The 16,447-nt window shown below is 74.4% G+C and carries 13 protein-coding genes; 5 read left to right on the top strand and 8 right to left on the bottom strand.

The features are described 5' to 3' along the window. The 3 genes from QSK52_RS37455 to QSK52_RS37445 all read left to right on the top strand — a co-directional run. On the top strand, positions 1-881 hold an 881-nt coding region (locus QSK52_RS37455), incomplete at its 5' end, for a thiamine pyrophosphate-dependent enzyme (protein ID WP_285740752.1). Positions 882-1,121: 240 nt separating this feature from the next. Beyond that, positions 1,122-1,592 carry a cation:proton antiporter regulatory subunit gene (locus tag QSK52_RS37450; protein WP_285740751.1) on the top strand — a complete coding sequence of 157 codons (471 nt, stop codon included), beginning with the start codon at positions 1,122-1,124 and terminating at the stop codon, positions 1,590-1,592. A gap of 4 nt (positions 1,593-1,596) precedes the next feature. Continuing rightward, positions 1,597-2,811, top strand: coding sequence for a cation:proton antiporter (locus QSK52_RS37445; protein WP_285740750.1), 1,215 nt, complete (start codon positions 1,597-1,599; stop codon positions 2,809-2,811). Between the two features lie 254 nt (positions 2,812-3,065). Here QSK52_RS37445 and QSK52_RS37440 read toward each other — a convergent pair whose 3' ends face one another. The 7 genes from QSK52_RS37440 to QSK52_RS37410 form a co-directional block, all read right to left on the bottom strand. Next, positions 3,066-4,094 (bottom strand): NAD-dependent epimerase/dehydratase family protein, encoded by a 1,029-nt coding sequence (locus QSK52_RS37440; RefSeq protein WP_285740749.1) that lies wholly within the window; start codon positions 4,092-4,094, stop codon positions 3,066-3,068. A gap of 215 nt (positions 4,095-4,309) precedes the next feature. Continuing rightward, entirely contained in the window at positions 4,310-5,233 is a 924-nt protein-coding gene (locus QSK52_RS37435; protein WP_285740748.1) for a class I SAM-dependent methyltransferase, read from the bottom strand. Beyond that, positions 5,230-5,643, bottom strand: coding sequence for a nuclear transport factor 2 family protein (locus QSK52_RS37430; protein ID WP_285740747.1), 414 nt, complete (start codon positions 5,641-5,643; stop codon positions 5,230-5,232). Before QSK52_RS37430 ends, QSK52_RS37435 begins: the two co-directional genes overlap by 4 nt. Positions 5,644-5,672: 29 nt before the next feature. Then, the gene (locus tag QSK52_RS37425) at positions 5,673-6,260 is read right to left on the bottom strand and encodes a MarR family winged helix-turn-helix transcriptional regulator (RefSeq protein ID WP_285740746.1); all 588 of its coding nucleotides are present in this window, start codon (positions 6,258-6,260) and stop codon (positions 5,673-5,675) included. A 203-nt stretch (positions 6,261-6,463) separates the two neighbouring features. Continuing rightward, positions 6,464-7,708 (bottom strand): MFS transporter, encoded by a 1,245-nt coding sequence (locus QSK52_RS37420; protein ID WP_285740745.1) that lies wholly within the window; start codon positions 7,706-7,708, stop codon positions 6,464-6,466. A gap of 219 nt (positions 7,709-7,927) precedes the next feature. Further along, entirely contained in the window at positions 7,928-8,629 is a 702-nt protein-coding gene (locus QSK52_RS37415; RefSeq protein ID WP_285740744.1) for a hypothetical protein, read from the bottom strand. A 145-nt stretch (positions 8,630-8,774) separates the two neighbouring features. Then, positions 8,775-9,140: a hypothetical protein gene (locus tag QSK52_RS37410; RefSeq protein WP_285740743.1), complete on the bottom strand. Its 366-nt coding sequence runs from the start codon at positions 9,138-9,140 to the stop codon at positions 8,775-8,777. A gap of 292 nt (positions 9,141-9,432) precedes the next feature. On the opposite strand from QSK52_RS37410, the gene QSK52_RS39620 reads away from it, so the two are divergent. After that, the gene (locus QSK52_RS39620) at positions 9,433-11,271 is read left to right on the top strand and encodes a discoidin domain-containing protein (protein WP_352230357.1); all 1,839 of its coding nucleotides are present in this window, start codon (positions 9,433-9,435) and stop codon (positions 11,269-11,271) included. 155 nt (positions 11,272-11,426) lie between these two features. Next, positions 11,427-14,819 (top strand): discoidin domain-containing protein, encoded by a 3,393-nt coding sequence (locus tag QSK52_RS39615; RefSeq protein ID WP_435053474.1) that lies wholly within the window; start codon positions 11,427-11,429, stop codon positions 14,817-14,819. A gap of 64 nt (positions 14,820-14,883) precedes the next feature. On the opposite strand, the gene QSK52_RS37385 is transcribed toward QSK52_RS39615, so the two are convergent. Continuing rightward, positions 14,884-16,425: a hypothetical protein gene (locus QSK52_RS37385; protein WP_285740742.1), complete on the bottom strand. Its 1,542-nt coding sequence runs from the start codon at positions 16,423-16,425 to the stop codon at positions 14,884-14,886. Positions 16,426-16,447 lie beyond the last annotated feature (22 nt).

Genomic DNA, 16,447 nt, shown 5'->3' with positions numbered 1-16,447 from the left:
AGAACCGCGCCGCCGACGTCCCCATCGTCGGCGACGCCCGCGAGGTCCTCGCCGACCTGATCGTCGCCGTCCAGGCCGAGTACGACGCCGGCCACCGCAGCGACTACACCGACTGGTGGAAGCGCCTGAACGAGTGGAAGAACACCTACCCGCTCGGCTACGAACCCGCCCCCGACGGCCGCCTCTCCCCCCAGCAGGTCATCGAACGCATCGGCCAACTCGTCGGCCCCGACGCCATCTACGCCGCCGGCGTCGGCCAGCACCAGATGTGGGCCAGCCAGTTCATCCAGTTCGAGAAGCCCGCCACCTGGCTCAACTCCGGCGGCGCCGGAACCATGGGCTACGCCGTCCCCGCCGCCATGGGCGCCAAGGCCGGCCGCCCCGACGTCCCCGTGTGGGCCATCGACGGCGACGGCTGCTTCCAGATGACCAACCAGGAACTCACCACCTGCACCCTGAACAACCTGCCGATCAAGGTCGCCGTCATCAACAACGGCTCCCTCGGCATGGTCCGCCAGTGGCAGACCCTGTTCTACAACCAGCGCTACTCCAACACCGTCCTGCACTCCGGCCCCACGGCGGACGACAGCGGCTCCGCCGCGGGCGACGGCACCGAGCCGACCGTCTGGCGGGGCACCCGGATCCCCGACTTCGTGCTGCTCTCCGAGGCGATGGGCGCCGTCGGCCTGCGCTGCGAGCGCCCCGAGGACCTGGACGACGTCATCAAGCAGGCCATGGAGATCAACGACCGCCCCGTCGTCATCGACTTCGTCGTCCACCAGGACGCGATGGTCTGGCCGATGGTCGCCGCGGGCACCTCCAACGACGAGATCCAGTTCGCCCGGGGCGTCCGCCCCGACTTCGGCGACGACCTGGACTGACCCCCGGCGGAGACCCGCCCCCTGATCGCCGGCCGCAGACCCTCTACCCCCGGAGGGGTCTGCGGCCGGTGCTTTTTCCGTCCGCCCGCGGCGGCGGGCGTGAGGAACGCCACTCCTTGACCGGGCCTTTACCTTGTCTTGACCCCTTACGGACGCGGTTCCCCCTCTGAAAAGGTGGTACGAGCCAACCAGACCGCCCCGGACCGCGCCCGAAGGGATCTCTCCGTGCCCGTACCACGCATGCAATCGACCCCGCTGCCCGGCATCGGCGTGCAGTACGACCTCACCACCCGAGAACGCCGGCACGTCTCGGTGATCGCCCACCGGGACGGCACCCGCACCCTCAACACCTACCGCCGCGAGGACCCGGACGCCTGCGCCCACTCGCTGCACCTGACGGAGAGTGAGTCGGCCGCCCTGGTCGACGCCCTGACGCCGTCCCACCACAGCCCCAACGTGCTGCACACCTCCGGCCTGGGTCTGGTCGCCGAACGCGTCGAGCTCTCCGGCGGCTCGCACTGGAACGGCCGCCCCCTCGGCGACACCCGGATGCGCACCGAGACCGGCGTCTCCGTCGTCGCCGTCCTGCGCCGCACCGGCGCCGTCCCCTCCCCCGCCCCGGACTTCCGGCTGGCCGGCGGGGACACCCTCATCCTGATCGGCACCCGCGAGGGCGTGGACGCCGCCGCCGCGATCCTCGGAAGGGAGTGAACGCTTGCACACCACCACCGTCTTCATCGAACTCGGCGCGATCATCCTCACCCTGGGGCTGCTGGGCCGCGTCGGCTCCCGGTACGGCCTCTCGCCCGTCCCGCTCTACCTGCTCGGCGGGCTCGCGTTCGGCCACGGCGGGCTGCTGCCGCTCAGCGCCAGCGAGGAGTTCGTCGCCACCGGCGCCGAGATCGGCGTGATCCTGCTGCTGCTGATGCTCGGCCTGGAGTACACCGCGGCCGACCTGGTGACCAACCTGAAGAGCCAGTACCCGGCCGGGATCGTCGACTTCGCCCTCAACGCGCTGCCCGGCGCGGCGGCGGCGCTGCTGCTGGGCTGGGGGCCGGTGGCGGCGGTGGTGCTGGCGGGGGTCACCTGGATCTCCTCGTCCGGGGTGATCGCGAAGGTGCTCGGCGACCTGGGACGGCTCGGCAACCGGGAGACGCCGGTGATCCTGAGCATCCTGGTGCTGGAGGACCTGGCGATGGCGGTCTACCTGCCGATCCTGACCGCCCTGCTGGCGGGGGCCGGACTGCTGGTCGGCAGCCTCACCCTGGCCGTCGCGCTGGCGACCGCGGGCGCGGTGCTCTTCGTCGCGCTGCGGTACGGGCGGCTGATCTCGCGCTTCGTCTCGCACGACGACCCGGAGAAGCTGCTGCTGGTGGTGCTGGGCCTGACCCTGCTGGTCGCGGGGATCGCGCAGCAGCTCCAGGTGTCCGCGGCCGTGGGCGCGTTCCTGGTCGGCATCGCGCTGTCCGGCGAGGCCGCGGAGGGGGCGCACACCCTGCTCAGCCCGCTGCGCGACCTGTTCGCGGCGGTCTTCTTCGTCTTCTTCGGCCTGAACACCAACCCGGCCAGCATCCCGCCGGTGCTGCTGCCCGCCCTGGCGCTGGCCGTGGCCACCGCCCTCACCAAGGTCGCCACCGGCTACTGGGCCGCCCGCCGGGCGGGCATCGCCGCCAGGGGCCGCTGGCGGGCGGGCGGCGCACTGGTCGCCCGCGGCGAGTTCTCGATCGTCATCGCCGGGCTCGCCGTCGCCGCGGGCGTCGAGCCGTCGCTGGGCCCGCTCGCCACCGCGTACGTGCTGCTGCTGGTCGTCATCGGCCCGCTGGCCGCCCGGTGGACCGAGCCGCTGGCCGCCCGCCTCGCCCGCCGCCGCGGCCCGGCCGCCACGACCGAGGCCCAGCCCCTGCCGGAGGAGCCCGGCGTCCACGTCTGACGCCCCGTGCGGCCCGACCGCCCGCCGCGCCCCGGGCGGACGGGACGGACAGGGCGGTGCGGGACGGTGCGGGACGGGACGAGCGGTGCGGGACGGGCGGGTTCAGGGCCGGGCGACCCGCAGCACGGAGTCGCCGCAGTGGAGGACGTCCACCAGGTCGAACCCGTCCCGGTCGTGCAGCACCGCCCGCCAGGTCCGGGGCCGCCCTCGCCGCACAGGTGGCCCACCCGGCCGACCGTCCCCGACCCGCCCGGTCAGCGGGCCAGTTCGTCCAGCAGACGCTGCTCCGCCGCCGCGTCGAGCCCTTCCTCACCGGGGGCGGGGCCGCCGCGGGCGTTGTCCCAGGCGAGCGTGTCGACGATGGTCTCGGCGAGCGGGCGGTGGGTCAGTCCGGCGGCCAGGGCACGGGAGACGTCGACCCGGTTGACGGCCTCGCAGCCGGGGGCGGCGATCCACATCGGCACGCCCATCCACGGGTCGAGCCCGGCCCCCAGCAGCCGTTCACTGGAGACCCAGACCGGCTCCGCGGCGGGGTTGACCACGGCCCGGCAGGTGGCGAAGAACTCGCCGAACGGCACGGTCCGGCCGGTGACGTGGTGGACGCCGCCGCGCCGGGCCGTGACGCACCCGAGGATCCAGGCCGCCAGGTCGCGGACGTCGATGAACTGCGCGGCGTCCTCCGGGGCACCGGGCAGCAGCACCCGGCCGCCCCGCTGGAAGCGCCGCGGCCAGTACGGGAAGCGGTCGGTGGTGTCGTACGGTCCGACGATCAGGCCGGGGCGGACGATGCTCGCCCGCTCGCCGTACGCGTCCAGCACCACCCGCTCGCAGGCGGCCTTGCGCGCGCCGTAGAGCTGGTGTGGCGCCAACTCGCCGTCGAGGTCCAGCAGTTCGCCGTCCTCGTCCTGGACGGTGGCCTGGTCGGCGAGGACGGACAGCGAGGAGACGAAGACGTACCGCCCCACCCGACCGCCCAGGGCGGCCACCGAGCGGCGGACCACCGCGGGATCGTAGCCCGCGACGTCGACCACCGCGTCCCAGCTCCGGCCGTCGAGCGCGGACAGGTCGGCGGTGCGGTCGCCGGTGACGGTCTCGACCCCGCCCGCGCCGGTGGAACCGTTCGCGGTGCCGTTCGCGGGGAACAGGCCGGGCGCGGTCAGGCCGCGGTTGAACAGCGTGACGCGGTGCCCCTCGGCCAGGGCGGCCTCGACGAGGGTGCGGCCGACGAAACGCGTGCCGCCGAGCACGAGCAGGCTCAGCGGACGGGAGGTGGTGCTCTGCATCTGTGGTGAACTCCGGGGACGTGAAGCGGCCCGGACCGCCGTCGGCAGCAGCCGGTTCAGTCGGCGGCCCGGTGGGGGACGTGACGGAACTCGCTCCCGGCAGACATGAACCTCACCCTCTCGGTGACGCGTCGGTGCGGCGCGGTGCCCTGCACCGCGCTGGTACGGAGGAAGCTAGCACGGGTCGGTCGAACCCCGGTGCGCGCGGCTGGCGTTCAGGGCCCGGCGAGGGCGACGGCGACCCGGCCGTTGCGCAGGGAGGTGCGGCCGCGGACGGGGGTGTCGAGGGGGCGGGCGAGGGTGAGCAGGTCGTCGTCGGCGGTGACCCGGAAGCCGTGCTCGGCGAGCAGGGCGGCCATCCGCTGCGGCGTCCACCGGGAGCGCCAGGGTTCGCCCGCGGTGACGGAGCTGCCGAGCAGGCGGGTGAGCAGGCGTCCGGCGGCGGCCTTCGCGGACGGGGCCTGGTAGTTGAGGACGAGTGCGCTGCCGGGGGCGGTGCGCCCGGCGAGCGCGGCGAGGGTGGCGCGCACCTGGGCGCGGGTGAGGTACGGGACGACGCCCTCCCACAGCCAGGTGGTGGGGGCGGCGGGGTCGTGCCCGGCGGCGGCCAGGGCGGCGGCGAGGTCGTCGACGGCGAAGTCGACGGCGGTGAAGCGGACGGAGCGGGCGACGGGTTCCGCTCCGGCGGCGGCCAGGCGGGCGCGCTTGTCCTGCTGGGAGGCGGGGTGGTCGACCTCCCAGACGTCGGTGTGCGCGAGGTCGGCGAGCCGCCAGGCGCGGGTGTCCAACCCGGCGCCGAGGACGACGAGTTGGCCGCTCGCCTGGCTGCGCAGCGCCTCGTCGATGGCGACCGTGCGGGGGACGGCGATCTCGGCGCAGGCCCGGACGCCCTCGTAGCCGGTGCGCTCCCGCCAGCCCTGCGGCGGGGTGCCCGCGCGGACCTGCTCCACCACCGCCCGTTCCTCGTCCCGCAGCAGCCGCACCGCCACCGGATCGGCGAACCGCCCCACCGCGGCCCGCCCGTCCGCGGCCGCCCGCCCCTGGCAGACCAGCACCGCCGTCCGGCTCGCCGCCCGCCGGTGCTGTCCGTCCTGCGCGCCCTGCCCGCTCCGCCCGTCCTCGCCCATGGGCCCGTTCAACGCCCGGCCCCTCGGTCCCCGGAGGGCGTGGAGGCCGGTCCGGCGGCGGCCATGAGGGCCTGCCAGGGGGCGGAGTCGAAGAGGAGCGTGATCGCGGTGATCCGGCCGTCGCGGAGCCGGAAGTGCTCGGCGGTGCGCTGGGTGATGCCGACGGCCGGGACGGTGTGCAGGTCGTAGAGCAGGACGGCCTCGTCCGGGCCGTAGAGCTCGCTGATCAGCTCGACCCGGTCGGTGACGCTCAGCAGCCCGTCGAGGCCGTCGAGGTGGCCCTCCGGGCTTCCGGAGGCGACGAACGGGCTGCGGAAGGCGAACTCCTCGCCGATCAGGGCGGCGGCCGCGGCGACGTCGCCGCCGAACCGGGCGTCGTAGTAGGCCCGGACGGTGGCGCGGACGGTCGGGTCGGTGGTCATGCGGGGCGCACGCTCCTCGTGGTCGGGGTTCAGGCGTTCGGGTGCGGGGCGTCGCCCTGCTGCCGGGCGTCGGCCAGGTGCCGTTCGATCCGCTGCTGGTTGTCGACCAGGCGCAGGCACAGGTGCCGGAGCCGGGCGAGTTCCGTCTCGTCGAAACCCTGGAAGAGGGCGGCCATGGCGCGCTGCGCGGGCTCGCGGAAGGCTGCGAGCCACTCCCGACCGGCCGGGGTGATGCGGGCCCGGACGGAGCGGCGGTCCTGCCGGTCGGGGACGCGCCGGACCAGCCGTTCGCGTTCCAGCGTGTCGACCAACCCGGTGACGTTGCGGGAGCTGACGCCCGCGGCGCGGGCCAGTTCGCCGATGCTGAGCCCTTCCCCGGGAGCGGTGCCCAGCCGGGCGAGGAGGTCGAGCGCCCCGGCGCTGAGACCGCGTCCGCCCGCGCCGTGCGAGCGCAGCCGGTCGACGGCCTGGGCGGCCGAGCGGACGGCGGCGGCGGCCTCCAGGGCCAGGGTGGCACCGCCCCCGGCGAGGGCCTCCAGGGAGGAGCGGACCCCGGGGTCGTAGAGGGAGCCGTCCGGGCCGCTGGTGAGTTCTCGGGATTTATGTACGTCCTTCACAATGAAGCAGTACGCTAGTGTGCCGCGGACGGCGCGTCAACCGCCCCTCTCCTCCGGTCCGGCTTCCCCCCGCGGAAGTTGACGGGACGTCAGGATCTCCGGGGCCGACGGCCGGCGCGGGTCGGTCGGCCCGCAGCAGGGCAGGCAGTTCGGTGCCGTCGACCAGGTGGGCCCGCACGGGCGGGTCCGGAGGCGGCGGTGGCTCAGGAGCGGCTGGGGGCCGGTTCCGGCTCGGGCTGCGGCGCCCGGGCGGGGCGGGGCAGCAGGAGCGGGGTGGCCAGGACGATCAGGCCCACGACGGTGAGGGCGGTGCGCGGGCCGGTGAGGTCGGCGAGCAGCCCGGCGAGTGCGGTGCACAGGGCGATGGCCGCCTGCTGGCCGATCGACCAGGCGGTCAGGGTGCGGGCGACCAGGTGGGCGGGGGTGCGTTCGAGCCGGTAGGTGGCCAGGACCGGGGTGTACAGGCTCATGTTGACGATGATCGCCAGCTCGACGGCCATCACGGTGACCAGGCCGACGACGCCGGGCCGGACGAGGGCCAGACCGATCAGCCAGACGGCGCGCAGGGTGCCGACGGTCCGCAGGACCCGGTGGCGGCCGTGGCGGGCCACCACGCGGGGGGCCAGCCGGGAGCCGAGGAGTCCGCCCAGGCAGGGGGCGGCGAAGGCGAGGGCGTACTGCCAGGGCGGGAAGTGGAGTTGGCGCAGCAGCAGGACGGCGAGCAGCGGTTCGGTGGCCATGATCAGGCCGGAGACGAGCATGGTGTTGAGGTGCAGCGCCCGCAGTTCGGGGTCGCCCGCGATGTGCCGCCAGCCGTCGAGCAGCGCGCCCGCCCGGGCCGGGTTCCGCTCGCCCGTGCGCGGCGCCTCCTCCCGGCCGCGGATCGCGGCGATGCCCAGGGCGGAGAGCAGGTAGCCGGCCGCGTCCGCGATCACGGTCACCACCGGCCCGAACAGGCCGATCGCCGCGCCGCCCAGCGGCGGACCGACCGCGATGGAGCTCCAGTTCGTGGACTCGAAGCGGGCGTTGGCCACCAGCAGGTCCTCCGGGCGGACGAGCGCCTTGAGGTGGGCGCCGCCGGCCGCCCCGAAGGCGATCTTGGCTGCGGCGACCACGGCCGAGACCGCGAGCAGGTGGGCGAAGCCGAGTCGGCCGAGGGCGTAGGCCGCCGGGACCGAGGCCATGGCCGCGCACCGGACCAGGTCCGTCGCGATCATGACCGGGCGCTTGCGCCGGAACTCCACCCACGGCGCCAGCGGCACCGCGATCAGCGCCCCCACCGCCGGCCCCACCGCGGACAGCGCGGACACCTCGGCAGGACTCGCGTGCAGCACCAGCACGGCGATCAGCGGCAACGCCCCGAACCCCAGCCCGGACCCGTACGCGCTCACCGCGTACGCCGCCCACAGCCACCCGAACTGCCGCCCCAGCCGCCTCCTGCCCGCCATGCCCGACGCACTCCCCTCGCTGCCCCACCCGAACAATCCGACGTTGACCGGAGAGAGGTAAGCGGACGGGATAACAGCAGGTCAAACAGCCGATCGGCCAGCACCCCACAACCACCCGTTGTTCACCGAGGTGGGTCGGCACGGACCTCGAAGCAGGACGGGCCGATCCGGGGCGGGGCGGGGCGGGGCCACCGAACCGGAGCGGAGATCGGCCCGTCGTCACCCCTGGCCGTTCCGGTCCCCCTCGGCGGCTGGGGCCGACTGCGGGTAGCCGATCCCGGCGATGTCCCCGGCCAGGTCCGCGAGGGTGACCTCGGCGTTCAGCGAGGAGACGAGCTGCTGGCTCAGCGGTTGCAGGGCGTACACGGCGCGCACCGCCTCCAGGTCCACCGGAACCTCGTAGTACTCCTCGGCGAAGCGCTGGAACGCCTCCGGCGAGGGGTCGACCAGGAGCTCGAACAGGCCCGCCGCCCCGTCGGGGTCGTACCGCCCGGTGGGGAAGTCGATCGCGCCGTGCCGCCACCGGTCGTCCGTCACCTCCCGCCACAGGCAGGCCGTCACGACGGGCACGTCGTCCTCGTCGGTGAACGCGGGTTCCGCGACGAAGGGTTCGAAGACCTCCGGAACCTCGTCGATCACTCCCGGCCAGGGCTCGCCGTCGTTGTTGTACGGGCTCATCGGTGCTTCACGGTCGAAGCCACGGACACAAGCCCCCGCCGCCGAGAACACGATGGAGTACTCGTCCCCCAAGCCGTTGCGCATCGACGCCATCTCCTCGCCGTCGGCCCAGCCGGCGTCGAAGGAGTGGTACCGGCCCTCCCGGTCCGGGCTCAGGATCGCGTCGAGCATCGCCAGTGCGCGGCACAGCTGCCGCAGGTCGGCGATGGGCGGGAGTCGGCGGGCTGCGTCGTGGACGGTCATGTGCTCATCCCACCCGAAGCCTCTGACACGCGGGCCCGCACCGGCCCCGGGAAGCGGAGGAGCGCCCGCCGGACCTTGCGGTCCGGCGGGCGCTCGGGTGTCGGCGGGCCTTAGGCGGGGCCGTCAGCCGTCGGGGTGGCTGCCGTCAGCCGTCGGAGTAGCTGAGGTCGCCGACCGACCAGGCGCTGATGTCCGCGATGGCGATCCGGTACATGCCGCCGGTGTGCGGCAGGCCGAAGTCGCCCTGGAGGATGCGGGCCCGGTGGAGGTGGAGGTGGGTGGGGGGATGGGGGGCGGCTTCGGGCGGGGGCGGAGCGAACAGGGCAGCGAAGGGTTTCAGGTGGTCGGAGGTCTGCAGGACGTCGGCGACCCGCTCCCACCACAGGGCGACCGGGGCCAGCCTGCCGGTGATCACCGCACCGGGAACCACCACTGTCACGGACATCTGGTTACTGTGCTCGGACTCCACCATCGCGGCGATGTCGACGAGCAGCCCGTCAGGGTTCGACATGAGTCCGAGCCTAGGCCACCACCCGGCCTCGACGACAGGATTCCCCCCGACCCCCGTCCGCCGCGGCGGCTCCGCAGCGACTCGGCAGCGGCTCCGCGGCGGCTCCGGCGACCCGTCTTCCGACCTCTGGCGGGCGCAAAAATGGGAGAGCGCTCTCCCGCTTGACATGAATTCTTCCAGGTCATCACACTGCTGGGGCGAGAGAGCGCTCTCAGCGCTCACCCTCTCTCTCGCTGCGCGCCCGCACACCCCACCCCACCCCCACCTGCACGCGCACCCGAGGAGCCGACAGATGCTCGTGCCACGCCCCCACCGGACGCACCGGACATCCCCGACCTACCGGGCCCACCGGACGCCCCGCACCCCCGCCCGCTGGAGCGCACCCCTGTGCGCCCTGCTCACCGTCACCGCCCTGCTGGCGGGCCTGGTGCTCGCCCTCGCCCCGGCACCGCCCGCCCGGGCCGCGGCCACCCTGCTCTCGCAGGGCCGCCCGGCCACCGCCTCCTCCACCGAGAACGCCGCCACCCCCGCCTCCGCCGCCGTCGACGGCGACAGCGGCACCCGCTGGTCCTCCGCCGCCGCCGACCCGCAGTGGCTGCAGGTCGACCTCGGCTCCAGCCAGAGCGTCAGCCAGGTCGTCCTGCAGTGGGAGACCGCGGCCGCGAAGGCGTACCAGCTCCAGCTCTCCACCGACGGCACCACCTGGACCACCGTCTACTCCACCACCACCGGCACCGGCGGCACCCAGACCCTGAACGTCACCGGCACCGGCCGCTACGTCCGGATGTACGGCACCGCCCGCACCACCCAGTACGGCTACTCGCTCTGGGAGTTCCAGGTCTACGGCACCGGCGCGCCGAGCAGCTGCGGGGCGTCGAACGCCGCGCAGGGCCGTCCGGCCACCGCCTCCTCCACCGAGAACGCCGGCACGCCCGCCTCCGCCGCCGTGGACGGCGACGGCGGCACCCGCTGGTCCAGTGCGTTCGGCGACCCGCAGTGGCTGCAGGTGGACCTCGGCTCGGTCCAGAGCGTCTGCCGGGTCCAGCTCCAGTGGGAGACCGCGGCCGCGAAGGCGTACCAGCTCCAGCTCTCCGCCGACGGCACCGCCTGGACGACGGTCTACTCCACCACCACCGGCACCGGCGGCACCCAGACCCTGAACGTCACCGGCACCGGCCGCTACCTGCGGGTGTACGGCACCGCCCGCACCACCGCGTACGGCTACTCGCTCTGGGAGCTCCAGGTCTCCACCACCACGGGTGGTAGCAACTCCCCCACCCCTGGACCGAGTTCGAGCAGCACGCCGCCCGCCGACCCGTTCTGGGGCGACACCGGCAGCATCCCGGCCGCGAAGAACGTGCTGACGGTGAAGGTGCTGAACCGCACCAACGGCGCCTACCCGGACAGCCAGGTGTACTGGAGCTTCAACGGCCAGGTGCACTCGATCGCCGAGCAGCCGTACCTCGACATGCCCGCCAACTCCTCCGGCCGGATGTACTTCTCCCTCGGCTCGCCGACCAGCAGGTACACCGACTTCATCGAGTTCACCGTCGGGCCCGACGTGTTCAACGGCAACACCACCCGGGTCGACGCCTGGGCCCTGCCGCTGGCGATGCGGCTGCACGCGGCCGACGGCTACGACGTGCAGGTCGGCGACGCGCGGTCGGTGTTCGACGAGAGCCGCACCCAGCTGTTCCAGGACTTCGCGAACGCCGTCCCGCCGGAGTTCAAGGTGCTGGCACAGACCGAGGCCCCGTACCGGATCATCGCGCCGGGCAGCGACCCGAGCTTCCGCACCGGCGGCGTGAACGCGAACTACTTCACGGCGTACGCGAGTTCGGTCGGCGTCACCGAGAGCACCTCGAACATCTTCGGCTGCGCGGGCACCATGGCCGCGGACCCGGGCACGTGCTCGGCGCTGAACCGGCACGTGGCGACGCTGCCGCAGTCCCAGTGGTCCGACCCGACGAAGTACTACGCGGCGGGCCCGGCCAACTACTACGCGAAGTTCTGGCACGACCGCGCGATCGACGGCCTGGCCTACGGCTTCCCGTACGACGACTACGCGGGCCAGTCCTCGTACGTCTCGCACGCGAACCCGCAGTGGCTCGAAGTCGCCATCGGCTTCTGAGGCCCGGCGCGTCCCCCACCCGCCCGTCCGCGAGGAGAACCGTGAACGCACGCTCGGCCCGACCGCCGGGGCCCGCCCCGCTCCCCCGCCGCACCGCGAAGGCACCGAAGCCGCTGAAGACGCTGAAGACGCTCTGGACGGCGGCGCTCGCCGTCCTGGCCCTGCTCACCTCCCTGCTCGTCACGGATACGCCCGCCGCGCAGGCCGCTCCGGCGCTGCTGTCGCAGGGCCGCCCGGCCACCGCCTCCTCCACCGAGAACGCCGCCACCCCCGCCTCCGCCGCCGTGGACGGCGACGGCGGCACCCGCTGGTCCTCCGCCGCGGCCGACCCGCAGTGGCTGCAGGTCGACCTGGGCGCGGGCGCGACGCTCAGCCAGGTGGTGCTGCGCTGGGAGACCGCGGCCGCGAAGGCGTACCAGATCCAGACCTCGAACGACGGCGCCACCTGGACGTCCGTCTACTCCACCACCACCGGCACCGGCGGCACCGAGACCCTGAACGTCACCGGCACCGGCCGCTACGTCCGGATGTACGGCACGGCGCGCACCACTCAGTACGGCTACTCGCTCTGGGAGTTCCAGGTCTACGGCACCGCCGGGACGGGCGGCGGGGGCGGCACGGCCTGCGGCAGCCAGAACGCCGCGCTGGACCGGCCGGTGACCGCCTCCTCCGAGCAGAGCGCCGCCTTCCCGGCCGCGGCCGCGGTCGACGGCGACGGCGGCACCCGCTGGTCCTCCGCCGCGGCCGACCCGCAGTGGCTGCAGGTCGACCTGGGCGCGGTGCTGCCGGTGTGCCGGGTCTCGCTCGCCTGGGAAGCCGCGTACGCCACGGCCTTCCAGCTGCAGGTCTCCGCGGACGGCGCCGGCTGGACGACCCTCTCCTCCACCACCACCGGCACCGGCGGCACCCAGACCCTCGACGTCACCGGCACCGGCCGCTACCTGCGGGTGTACGGCACCGCCCGCGCCACCCAGTACGGCTACTCGCTCTGGGAGTTCCAGGTCTTCACCGGCGGGGGCGGCAGCACCCCGACCCCGACCCCGTCCCCGTCGCCCACCGGCGGCAGCGGCAGCTGCGGCACCGTCAACGCGGCGCTCGGGCACCCGGCGACCGGTTCCTCCGCCCAGGACGGCAACCCGGCGTACGACGCCTTCTACGCCACCGACGGCAGCACCCTGACCCGCTGGTCCTCCGCGGTCGGCGACCCGCAGTGGATCGTGGTCGACCTCGGCGGGAGCCTGCCGGTGTGCCAGGTGGTGCTGCAGTGGGAGAACGCGTACGCCACCGGGTTCCGGATCGAGCTCTCCGCGGACGGCGCCGCCTGGACGCCCGTCTACTCCACCACCACCGGCACCGGCGGCACCCAGACCCTGAACGTCACCGGCACCGGCCGCTACCTGCGGCTGTACACCACCGCCCGGGCCACCGCGTACGGCGTCTCGCTCTGGGAGCTGGCCGTGCGCACCGTCGGCGACCGGACCGTCACCATCCCGCCGCCCGCGCCGAAGCCCGCGCCGGGCACCTGCCCGTGGCTGAACCAGCCGACCGTGCCGGTCGCGACCCGGGTCGCCCAGCTGATGGGCGCGATGACGCAGCTGCAGAAGGACCGGCTGCTGTACGGCGACGGCTCCGACGTCTACATCGGGCAGATCGCCGGGCAGCCCGACCTGTGCATCCCGGACGTCAACTTCGAGGACGGGCCGAGCGGGGTCGGCGACGGCCTCGGCGGCGTCACCCAGTTCCCCGACGGGGAGGTGTCGGCGGCGACCTTCGACCCCGACTACGTGCACGAGTTCGGCGTCGCGGTCGGCCAGGAGTTCGCGGGCAAGGGCGTGCACGTCTCGCTCGGCCCGACGGTCAACATGGTGCGCGACCCGCGCTGGGGGCGGGCCTACGAGACCTTCGGCGAGGACCCGTACCTGAGCGGGCGGATCGCGAGCGCGGACGTCCAGGGCCTGCAGAGCCAGGGCGTGATGGCCGAGGTCAAGCACGTGGCGGCGTACAACGTCGAGCAGCCCTCCGCGCCCGGCAACGAGATCGTCGACGCCCGGACCCTGCAGGAGATCTACCTGCCCGCGTTCCAGACCGCGATCGAGCAGGGCGGCGCGGCGGCGCTGATGTGCGGCTACAGCATGGTCAATGGCGAGTACTCCTGCCAGAACCCGGCGCTGGAGAACGTCGCGATGTACCAGCAGGCCGGGTTCCAGGGGTTCATCACCTCGGACTGGGGCGGCATCCACTCCACCGTGCCGTCGGCCAACGCGGGCGAGACCGTGGAGATGCCGTTCGACGGCTTCTTCTCCGCCCCGCTGCTGCAGGCCGTCGCCAACGGGCAGGTCAGCCAGGCGACCTTCGACACCATGGTCTCCCGGGTGCTGACCCAGATGTTCCGCTTCGGCCTGTTCGACAGGGCGCCCAGCGGCTCCAGGACCGCGATCGTCGCCACCCCGGCCCACCGCGCGGTCGCCCTGCGCGGCGCCGAGGAGGGCACCGTGCTGCTCAAGAACGACGGCCTGCTGCCGCTGGACGCGGGCGCCGGCCGCTCGATCGCCGTGATCGGCACCCAGGCCGGCCCGGGCACCCTCACCTCCGGCGGCGGCAGCGGCAACGCCACCAGCTCCGGCACCTACACCCCGCTGTACGGCCTCCAGCAGCGGACCGCGGGGACGGGCACCACCGTGGCCTACGACGACGGCACCAACCAGGCCGCGGCGGTGGCGCTCGCCAGGGCCTCGGACGTGGCGGTCGTCTTCGCCGCCGACGACTACGGCCACGAGACCGCCGACACCACCACCCTCAACCTGCCCGGCAACCAGGACGCGCTGATCGCGGCGGTGGCCGCGGCCAACCCGCGCACCGTCGTGGTGCTCAGCAACAACTCGGCGGTCATGATGCCCTGGCTGAACCAGGTCGCGGGCGTCTTCGAGGGCTTCTACCAGGGCCAGGAGTTCGGCGAGGCGATCGCCGCGCTGCTGTTCGGCGACGTCAACCCCTCCGGGCACCTGCCGATCACCTTCCCCGCCTCGCTCGCCCAGGTCCCGGCGAGCACCCCCGCCCAGTGGCCCGGCACCGGCGGCACCGTCCAGTACTCCGAGGGCCTGAAGATCGGCTACCGCTGGTACGACAGCAACAACCTCACCCCGCTGTTCCCCTTCGGCCACGGCCTGTCCTACACCACCTTCGCCTTCTCCGACCTGCGGGTCGGCCCGCTCACCGGCGGGAAGGCCACCGTCACCGCCACCGTCACCAACACCGGCACCCGCCCCGGCACCGAGGTCGCCCAGCTCTACGTCGGCGCCCCCGCCGCCACCGGCGAACCCCCGCACCAGCTCAAGGGCTTCCAGCGGATCACCCTGAACCCCGGCGCCTCCGGCACCGTCACCTTCACGGTCTCCGCCCACGCCCTCGCCCACTGGGACACCACCACCTCCCACTGGACCGCCACCGCGGGCACCTACCGCATCCTGGTCGGCGACAGCTCCCGCAACCTCCCCCTCGCCGCCGACCTCACCAACCCCGCCACCGTCACCGCCGACACCATGGACTGACCCCCCGCCACCCGCCACCCCACCGCCGGGGGCACCCGCTCCGGGTGCCCCCGGCGCCGTCGCGTCAGGCGAACGCGCACTCCAGCAGGCGGCCGCACTCGGTGCCGACCAGCAGCCGGCCGGGCGCGGTGACGGTGAGGGCCGTCGGCACCAGCGGGGCGCCGCGCAGGGTGAGGCGCCCCCAGCCGCGCAGGGTGCCGTCGGTCGACGAGAGCGCGAGCACGTCGCCGCTGTCGTACCCGGCGTACGCGTGCGTGCCGTCGGTGTCGAGGACGACGGCGGGCCGGTCGGTGCGGAACAGCCAGCGCAGGGTGCCGTCGGCGGGGTCGCGGCGGGCCAGGTAGCAGTCGCCGGGGCGGCGCCCTTCGCGGCGCCACCGGGCGCCGGCCTGCAGCAGGTCGCCGCCGGGGAGTTCCACGCCCGGGCCGCCGTCGTGGTCCTCGCCGGGCAGCGGGGAGAGCGGGAACAGCGGGCGGGGCGGGGTCCGGTCCGGGGCCAGCAGCGGCCCGGACTCGCCCAGCGGGGGCGCGTCCGGGGCGAGGGGTTCCTCCGCGCCGGGCAGCGGGACGGGGTCGGCCGCGCCCACCCAGCGCTGGTGCGTGCCGCCAGGGCCGCGGGACGTCCCGACGGTGCAGAAGGACGTCCCGCTGCCGCGCCGGAGGTGCAGGTCGTCGCGCGGGACGTAGCGGCTGCCGCGCGGGACGAGGACTGGGAGCCCGTCGGGGCCCGCGTGCAGGTCGGCCGGGGCGGACAGCCGCACCCGGGCGGTCCGGGTGCCGGTCGACAGGTCGATCCGGCTGACCGAGTCGGGCAGGTCGGGCACGTACCACGGGCCGACGTGCACCCAGGCCGAGCGCTGGTCGGGTGCCACCACCAGTCGCGCGCCGCCGTGCGGGGCGGCCGGGACCGACCAGGACACCTCGCCGGACGGCAGTCGGCACTCCAGCAGGGCGCCGTCCGAGGACACCAGCACCCTTCCGTCGTCCAGCAGTCGGACGTCGTGGACGACTCCGCCGGGGCCGCGGCCGGGGCGGTGCCGGTCGAGCACCGGGCCCGGGTCGGGGAGCGGGTGCGCCGTCAGCGGGCGGGTCGTCGAGTTCCCCAGTTCCGCCCCGCGCACCGAACGCGGCTCCGGGCGGCGCCAGTCCGGCCGGTGGAGGTCCACCAGGTGTTCCACCTGCGGGTCCTGGGCGTCCTTGCTCACCGGCTCCAGGGACAGGCGCAGCGTGTGCCCGTCCCGCCACTCCAGCCCGCGCACGGTGCGCCCGGTCGGGTCGTGGAACGCCGACACCGCCCGGCCGGATCCGAGGTCGAGCAGCAGGAGTTCGCCCTCGTTGTGGTACCCGCCGTCGTACCGGCCGGTGCCGACCGCGAGCAGCGGCAGCTCCGGGTGGAAGGCCAGCGCGTGGGCGTGGTGCCGCGAGCGCAGCAGCGCGACGCAGGTCAGGTCCGAGGTGCGGTACACGGCCGTGGACGCGGGTCGGTCGTGTCCGACGGTGCCGGTCACCGCGAGCAGGCCGAGCCGTTCGTCGGTGACCGCCAGCCGCGGGTTCCCGGCCTCGGCGAACGGGCGGTCCGCGTGGACGCGGTCGATGCGCAGGATCACGGGGCGCATCGTCGCAGATGCC

Origin of the sequence: Kitasatospora phosalacinea (assembly GCF_030268885.1) — a bacterium.
Taxonomy (GTDB): Bacteria; Actinomycetota; Actinomycetes; order Streptomycetales; family Streptomycetaceae; genus Kitasatospora; species Kitasatospora phosalacinea_C.
Note: the sequence above shows the minus strand (reverse complement) of the source record. Positions and strands in the feature narration are given on the sequence as shown.

Bases quoted from the DNA above. Each gene is read 5' to 3' on its own strand.
- QSK52_RS37410 (WP_285740743.1), bottom strand. From the start codon at position 9,140: ATGTCGAACCCTGACGGGCTGCTCGTCGACATCGCCGCGATGGTGGAG.
- QSK52_RS37440 (WP_285740749.1), bottom strand. From the start codon at position 4,094: ATGCAGAGCACCACCTCCCGTCCGCTGAGCCTGCTCGTGCTCGGCGGC.
- QSK52_RS37420 (WP_285740745.1), bottom strand. From the start codon at position 7,708: ATGGCGGGCAGGAGGCGGCTGGGGCGGCAGTTCGGGTGGCTGTGGGCG.
- QSK52_RS39620 (WP_352230357.1), top strand. From the start codon at position 9,433: ATGCTCGTGCCACGCCCCCACCGGACGCACCGGACATCCCCGACCTAC.
- QSK52_RS37430 (WP_285740747.1), bottom strand. From the start codon at position 5,643: ATGACCACCGACCCGACCGTCCGCGCCACCGTCCGGGCCTACTACGAC.
- QSK52_RS37415 (WP_285740744.1), bottom strand. From the start codon at position 8,629: ATGACCGTCCACGACGCAGCCCGCCGACTCCCGCCCATCGCCGACCTG.
- QSK52_RS37450 (WP_285740751.1), top strand. From the start codon at position 1,122: ATGCAATCGACCCCGCTGCCCGGCATCGGCGTGCAGTACGACCTCACC.